General features: G+C 49.8%; 5 protein-coding genes. All 5 read right to left on the reverse strand.

Annotated features, from left to right (window positions below; all coding sequences use genetic code 11):
• Positions 1-79: 79 nt before the first annotated feature.
• Positions 80-1,723 carry an arylsulfatase gene (locus tag O3C43_24235; GenBank protein ID MDA1069596.1) on the reverse strand — a complete coding sequence of 548 codons (1,644 nt, stop codon included), beginning with the start codon at positions 1,721-1,723 and terminating at the stop codon, positions 80-82.
• Positions 1,720-3,339 carry a sulfatase-like hydrolase/transferase gene (locus O3C43_24240; protein ID MDA1069597.1) on the reverse strand — a complete coding sequence of 540 codons (1,620 nt, stop codon included), beginning with the start codon at positions 3,337-3,339 and terminating at the stop codon, positions 1,720-1,722. Before O3C43_24240 ends, O3C43_24235 begins: the two co-directional genes overlap by 4 nt.
• Before the next feature lie 51 nt (positions 3,340-3,390).
• On the reverse strand, positions 3,391-5,295 hold the full coding sequence (locus tag O3C43_24245) for an arylsulfatase (GenBank protein ID MDA1069598.1): 1,905 nt from the start codon (positions 5,293-5,295) through the stop codon (positions 3,391-3,393).
• 26 nt (positions 5,296-5,321) lie between these two features.
• A complete protein-coding gene (locus tag O3C43_24250) occupies positions 5,322-6,224 on the reverse strand; it encodes a ThuA domain-containing protein (protein MDA1069599.1) in 903 nt (300 codons plus the stop codon).
• Between the two features lie 193 nt (positions 6,225-6,417).
• On the reverse strand, positions 6,418-6,991 hold a 574-nt coding region (locus O3C43_24255; protein MDA1069600.1), incomplete at its 5' end, for a LamG domain-containing protein.

Here is a 6,991-nt window from a genome sequence, read left to right on the forward strand (position 1 = left end):
TAATCTCGAATCTATTTTTATAGGATGAACACGGATACAATCCAATAAATGGAACAAGTGATACCTAAAGAAGTGTTCCTCACCGGAACATGTCGTGGACAATGTTCGGCAAGCGCTTCTCCATAGGATTGATCATTTTGATACTTTTATCGTTTTTCAGTCTTCGCCCGGGTGTACTGCGACCACTTTCAATCTGCTTTTTGAGTAGGGCGACCATTTGCTTAACTCGCTCAAGATGCTCAGCCGCAAGGTTGTGGTCTTCATGCGGGTCGTTGGCCAGATTGAACAATTGCACAAAGGGTGCCTTAAACAGGTCGGACTCCTTTGGTTTACCTGAGAACTGGTTAAGAGCCATCCGCCAGGCATCCTCTGGAGAAGGCACATTGCCAAAACCATTCTCGGAATCGGCAGGCATTCCACTTCCAGGACATAGACACAATTTCCAATCTCCATCCCGCACGACAAACGGGACAACGGATTGCATAATAAGGTTTTGTCGAGTACCCGTCGCTTCGGGATTGCGGAGGAGTTTGGCAAAACTGATAGAGTCAGGCGCTTCGTCATATCCCAATTTCACATCCGTTAGTTCCGCAAAGGTTGCCATTAAATCGTTCAGACCGACCAAGGCATCACTAGTAGTTCCCCTAGGAACAACACCGGGCCACCAGGCGATGAGTGGGATGCGCAATCCACCTTCATAAACAGAAAACTTGTAACCGCGATGCGGTCCACTGGGAAAGTGTCCCTTCTCTTCCAGCAATTTAATCTGTCCCGGAGTAGCTTTCAGAATGTTTCCCGCATAGGGCGCCGGGCCGTGGTCTGACGAAAACAAAACCAAGGTGTTTTGGTCCAGTCCCCTTTCCTTTAGCGCATTCATGACTCGCTCTACGGAATGATCTACCTCCATCACAAAGTCTCCATATACACCCAGTTCACTTTTCCCCCGCCAATTGACTCCAGGGCTGGTTGGAGTGTGGGGAGCCGTGAGGGCCAGGAAGAGAAAAAAGGGAGTGTCCTTTTCTTGACTCCCAATAAATGATTCAGCTTCGCGATAGAACGTTTCCAACACTTCATGATCTTCGAAATCTTTTTCCGCCGGCCCTACCCGGTTAAAGGCACTCCAGCCTTTTTGCGCTGTGACTTCACCCTGCCAGACATTATTACGCGCATAAGCGTAGGGATACATATCAAGCGAGCCCGGGAGTATGAAACTTTCGTCGAATCCAAATTGCACCGGCCCATATTTCAATGGCTTGGTGAAATCCACGTTGGCTAAGTCCTGGGTCTTGCCGTCCAAGGTAGTCATGATCGTGCCAAGGTGCCATTTCCCCACATAGCCCGTACGATAACCCGTTTTTTTGAGAAGCTTGCCCAGAGTAGACGTTTCCGTATTGGGTTGGGGACCAACAAAGCCCCAAGGGCCACTGTTTACAGCTGGACCGAAGCGCCAGGGATACCGCCCGGTCATCAATGCTTGTCGAGTAGGCCCGCACACAGATGCACTCGGATGCGCATCGGTAAACCGCAATCCCTGTGCCGCCAGAGCATCAATGTTCGGCGTATCGATGAGGCAGCGTTTCCCTCCATACGTACCCGTATCCCCGATACCTAGATCATCGGCCAAAATGAAAACGATGTTTGGTTTAGTATCCCCGGCACAGGATAAATTGGGGGCCACAACCATCCCTAATAAGAACACAGATATTCGATTTATTATTGTCATAAACGTCTCGGGGCGCTGCGGCCACTTTTCTTCGATTGCTCGAGTTTGTTTTTCAATTCCCTAACGATTTCCGGATGCTCAAAGTAGAGGTTTTTCGTCTCCCCCGGATCCCGCTTCAAATTGTATAGTTGACCCGGAGCGTTAGGAGCCGTGTCGGGCAAAGCATAGGGCTTCAGCTTCGCTTGGTCGTAGCTATTCCCTCCAGATCCTTTGTGGTCGAGATACTTCCAATCCCCTTTCCGGATAGCCAGATCGAGACTGATAGTCTGATGCAAAGTAAATCCCCGAATCTCATCTTTCGCCTCACCCAACAAAACAGGTAGAATATCAAAACTATCTTCAGCAGCATCATTCGGAAGCTTGGCGTCAACAATCGCGGCACAAGTGGCCATGATATCCGTGAGACACACAGTCTGATCTGCAATGGATCCCGCTTCCACCTTTCCAGGCCAACGAGCGATCATCGGAACTCGATGTCCGCCTTCCCAGTTGTCGCGTTTCACCCCGCGCCAGGGCCTGGCTCCATCGTGCTGGTATTTACTTCGCATGTTGATGACGGTTCCTACTTCAGGACCATTGTCACTGGTTACGATCACCAAGGTGTCTTCCGCAATCCCCAGATCTTCGAGTTTATTCATCAACTGACCGACAATATGATCAAACTGGTAGATGAAGTCGCCATGAGGCCCCGCCGTCGTCTTGCCTTGAAAGTCTTTTCCGGGAAAGGAAGGAAGGTGAACCGCTTGGAGCGAGTGGAAGAGAAAAAACGGCTTCCGCGGTTTTTCTTTGCTGTGCGTATCGAGAAACTCGAGACTCTTTTCGAGAAACACCATATCGACTTCTTCGTGATTGAAGCCTGGAGCAACCATCCCCACACGACAATCAAAGGACCATTCGTGTTTAGGCAGTTTGTCCCTATCTAATATTTGCGTCGGTGGCATCGGGATACGATCTCCATCAATAAAGGCGTAGAGCCAATCGCTGGTTGGACAACACACCGTGCCGAAGAAGTGATCAAATCCCCGATGAATCGGCGAATCAGGAATCGCACGCGAATAGTCGATACGGTTCACGGCATCCAATCCGACTTTTTCCTGGACTTCGCGGCTTGTTCCCCGAGGGGGTTCCTCTACGTTAATAACCGCGCCATTCTTATCCAAAAAGGACATGCCTATGTGCCATTTACCAAACAGCGCCGTTTCGTAACCTTGGTCGCGCAGCATGCCGGGAAGCGTTAAGCGATCTTCCGTGATCAAACCGGGACCACCCACACCCGTGAAAACACCAGGATAATTCAATCGAAACACCATCTGGCCGGTCATGATGCTGTAACGGGTTGGCGTGCAGACCGTGGATGGACTGTGTGCGTCCGTGAACCGCATGCCTTCCATCGCCAGGCGGTCGAGATTCTGTGTCCGCACTTTTGCCTCAGGGTTGTAACAACTCACGTCACCATAGCCGAGATCGTCAGCCAGAATTATGACGATGTTTGGCTTTGCCTCCACAGCACTGGCGAGAATTAGCACCATCAATAATCCCAGCAGTAAGCTACTTCCCAGTTGCAGGCTTTTTTCACTCCTAGGCTGGAACTTGTAGATAAGGTCATTTTCTAGCATAAATATCAGCTTTTTTAGAAATGCTACGGTTTGGTGATTAAAATCCCTTCGTTACTTTCGGGTTACTGTAATGTAATAGGGTGCTGTCAGATGTTTTCCTTCTTGATCTGAAAAAGATGCGGTAAGCGTTGTAATGCCTGCCTTCAATTTGGCAGTGAATTTTACTGCCAGAACATCGCCTTGAGAATTCACTTCATAATCGACCGAGCTCTCAGCTTTTTCGGGAAGCGGTTTCTCTCCTTTGAAGGACCCAACTTTTAGTGATGCCGAGGCGACCGGCAAGGATTGGCTCCGTTCGTGAGTGGTCCCATACTGGTAACGCTCATCGAAGTAACGGAATATCTTTAGTTTATCTGGTACCGCAATGGTTCCCCGGATCGGCTCCGCCGCTTCGGCTGGATATCTCCGGAGTGCAAATTCATAGTCGCCGTTTTTGGCGACTTCAATTTCCCAGTGACCCGTCGCGTTGAATCCCGCTAGCACTTGGTCATGGTTCCATGCCACTTCTCCGCTGATATCATGGGTGGTAAGCGTTGTGGGGTTTTCGTGCTCAGAGCCAATGACAATTTCATGACCGGACGCAGGATCGCGGGAATTTAAAATGCGCCACCAACGATCGTAACTCTTCTGCATCTCGCGAATGCGTTCCGGATGGTCTGCTTTGACATCATTCTCTTGTCCCGGATCAATTCCAACATTGTAGAGATTTTGGTCCAACCATCTCCAGTCACCCTGCATAACCACGTGAGGATTGTTCTTGTTTGGAACCTGTTCCTGTTTTTGTAAATCGAGACTAATAATGCGATCGATCCAACTGGGAGTACGACCATTTATCAGCGGTACCAAGCTCTTACCATCCTCCTCAGATAGAGGAGACGGTTTTAATCCGCATAATTCTTCAAGAGTCGGACGTATGTCCAATCCCGAGGTGAGTGCCCTGATATCACGTCCTCCCTTCAAGCCACCGGGCCAGTGAATAAAAAAGGGCACGCGATGGCCGCCATCCCAGGTCGAGGCTTTCCCGCCGGCCATCCCGGCATTCCATGTTGTGAAACGTAATATGCTCCCGTTATCCGACATGAATATCAGGATCGTATTTTCCTCCAGGTTCAACGCTTCCAACCTGGCTCGCAAGCGTCCAAGATTGTCGTCGATATTGGTAACCATGGCATAAAATTCCGCAGTGCCGGGTTTAGCCGTAATTTCCTTCTGATCTTTGTAGGGATGGATGTACGCTTGCGGCGCCACCAGAGGGAGGTGCGGGGCATTAGTGGAAATCATCACGAAAAACGGTCTGTCTTTACTTTTCTCAATGAATTTCATCGCTTCCCCGAACCAAACGTCGGTGCAATAACCCTCAAATTTCTTCCACTTTCCATTGTGCTGATAATAATCATCAAAATAGTTATTGGCCCAATAATCCTGAATGTTGCCTACCCCACCTCCACCGTGAATCAGTACCTCTTCGAAACCCCGGTCCTGTGGGCGGAACGGGTAGTTGTCGCCCAAGTGCCACTTACCAAACAGAGCCGTTTTATATCCCCCTTCCTGAAACGATTCTGCGACGGTCGATTCACCACGTCTCAACAATGAGCGTCCACGAATGGTGGCCCACACACCGTTTTTGAGCGGCGGATGGCCCGTTAATAAAAGCGCTCGGGTGGGAGCACAATTTGGCTGCACATGAAAGTTGGTGAATCGGATACTTTCATCGTGCAGTCGATCCATCTGAGGCGTCTTCACGTACTCATCACCATGGCGACCCAACGGACCGTAACCCTGGTCGTCGGTCAGTATGAAAATGACATTGGGTCGGCGCTGTCCGTTGATTTCTTTTTGGGCACATACAAATTGCGATACACTTATCATTCCCCCTATGAGGGTGAGAATTTTAAAAACCTCTCGGAATCTGCCCAATACATCGAGATCAGGCCATTTGTATAGAGTAACTAACATAAAAATAAATTAATAATTTCCAAATCCTAATCCTCACCGAGCCAATGGCAGGCATTGGCAAGGATCTGGATGATTTCAGGTTGCTTGAAAACAGGATAAGTCTCATGACCGGGACGAAAGTAAAAAACCTTACCTTGTCCAATATTCCAAACGATGCCGCTACGGAAGCGTTCGCCAAGTTTCCAGGTTTCTTCAAAGATTACCTCATCGGGCTCAGGAACATGAAAGGGTTCGTTATACATCTCGGTAGCCTTGACCTGGAATCTTTTTGGAAGTCCTTTGGCGATTGGGTGCTTACGTGCGATAACGCTAAGCGTACTGGGCTTTGCATCAGGCCGGTAGTCGGGAAAGCAGCACCAGGGTAAATGAATAATACCGTGCACGGCATCCTTGCCTTTATTGTATCCAAAGTAGGCAGGGGTAAAAACACTTCCCCGCATCGGGGCCGAGCGTTCCTTAGGTGGAGCCACTGTTTCCAGGGTGATTTCTTTCCCCGGATTGTGTTGCTCGATGTATTTGCGACCTTCCTCAATACTTCGTCCGTTCATCAATTCCATGAAGGGCCGTGACCAGTGGGCTGAGTGCAGCACGACCAAGTTTAAATCGCCATGCCTTACTCTGTCAGCAATCTCCCTGGCCTTCTCCCAAGGCACTTCGTCTTGGCGGACATGCCCCCACCATAGAATGACATCTGCCCACTCGAGATTACTATGCGAGAGACCCTGCTCAGGATCGTCCAGGGCGACTGACCGAAACTCCAGGTCTTTGGTTGAGGCTTTGAGGCGTGCAACGATCTCGTTTCCAAGCCAGTTGTCATAGGCTTCCGCCTGTCGAGGTTGACGTTCATCCCACACCAACACATGGATAGGTTCGGCAAAGGCCGCCGAAATTGCAAAGAGGCAGAGAGAGATAAGAAGTATGGTTTTCATAAATGTTTTCTTGGTGGGTTTCTTAAATTAACACTACGTGAATTCTAAAAATTGCCCGGATTATTCTGTCCGCCGGTCATTCTTTAACAGGCCCTATATCCGTTGGCTTCCACATGAGACCTCAAATGAGGTGCGCAATGCTTGGTTACCTGTCAGGACTGAAAAACTCAGGCTAAGCGGCAGGACGGGCGGCTTACGGTTTTCCAACGCTGTAGAGACGCTCAATTTCGCTGGGCGAAAACGCATCGCCGAAAACAGCAAAATCGTCCATTCTTCCATTAAAGTTGCGGATCTGATTGACGGAATGAGGAGCAGGACTCCAGTTTCCGATCAAGGCATCGCCTATGTTCAGCGGAACCACCGGGCTTACGGCTACTTCTCCAATCAATTCCCCGTTTCGGTAGTGCCGCACTGTTCCGCTTGATCCGTCGTAAACTGCGGCAATGTGCATCCAGCGTCCGAAGTCGGAAGGTTCGATGATGAAAGCCGCAATTGAGTTGTTTATGTTGCGACCAGGTATTTTATTTTCATCAGGGCCGTTCCAAACAGCCAGCGATATATACCCTTTTTTGGAGATCTGCCAGTGCACCGCACCTGGACGATCCCAACCATCACTGAGCATGAGAGAGCAGTAATCATAATCGAATCCATCCACGCGCACCCAGGCGGCAAGGGTCATCGATTCATATTCGCCAGGAATCGTTATGCGGACGCGGTCGCTCGGTCGCTTAAAGTCGAGCGCTTCCTTTCCCGGCCAACGGCCGTCA

The sequence above is a fragment of the Verrucomicrobiota bacterium genome, from assembly GCA_027622555.1.
Lineage (GTDB): Bacteria > Verrucomicrobiota > Verrucomicrobiia > Opitutales > UBA2995 > UBA2995.

Coding starts and splice junctions, on each gene's coding strand:
- O3C43_24235 (MDA1069596.1), bottom strand. CDS start 1,723: ATGACAATAATAAATCGAATATCTGTGTTCTTATTAGGGATGGTTGTG.
- O3C43_24240 (MDA1069597.1), bottom strand. CDS start 3,339: ATGCTAGAAAATGACCTTATCTACAAGTTCCAGCCTAGGAGTGAAAAA.
- O3C43_24250 (MDA1069599.1), bottom strand. CDS start 6,224: ATGAAAACCATACTTCTTATCTCTCTCTGCCTCTTTGCAATTTCGGCG.
- O3C43_24245 (MDA1069598.1), bottom strand. CDS start 5,295: ATGTTAGTTACTCTATACAAATGGCCTGATCTCGATGTATTGGGCAGA.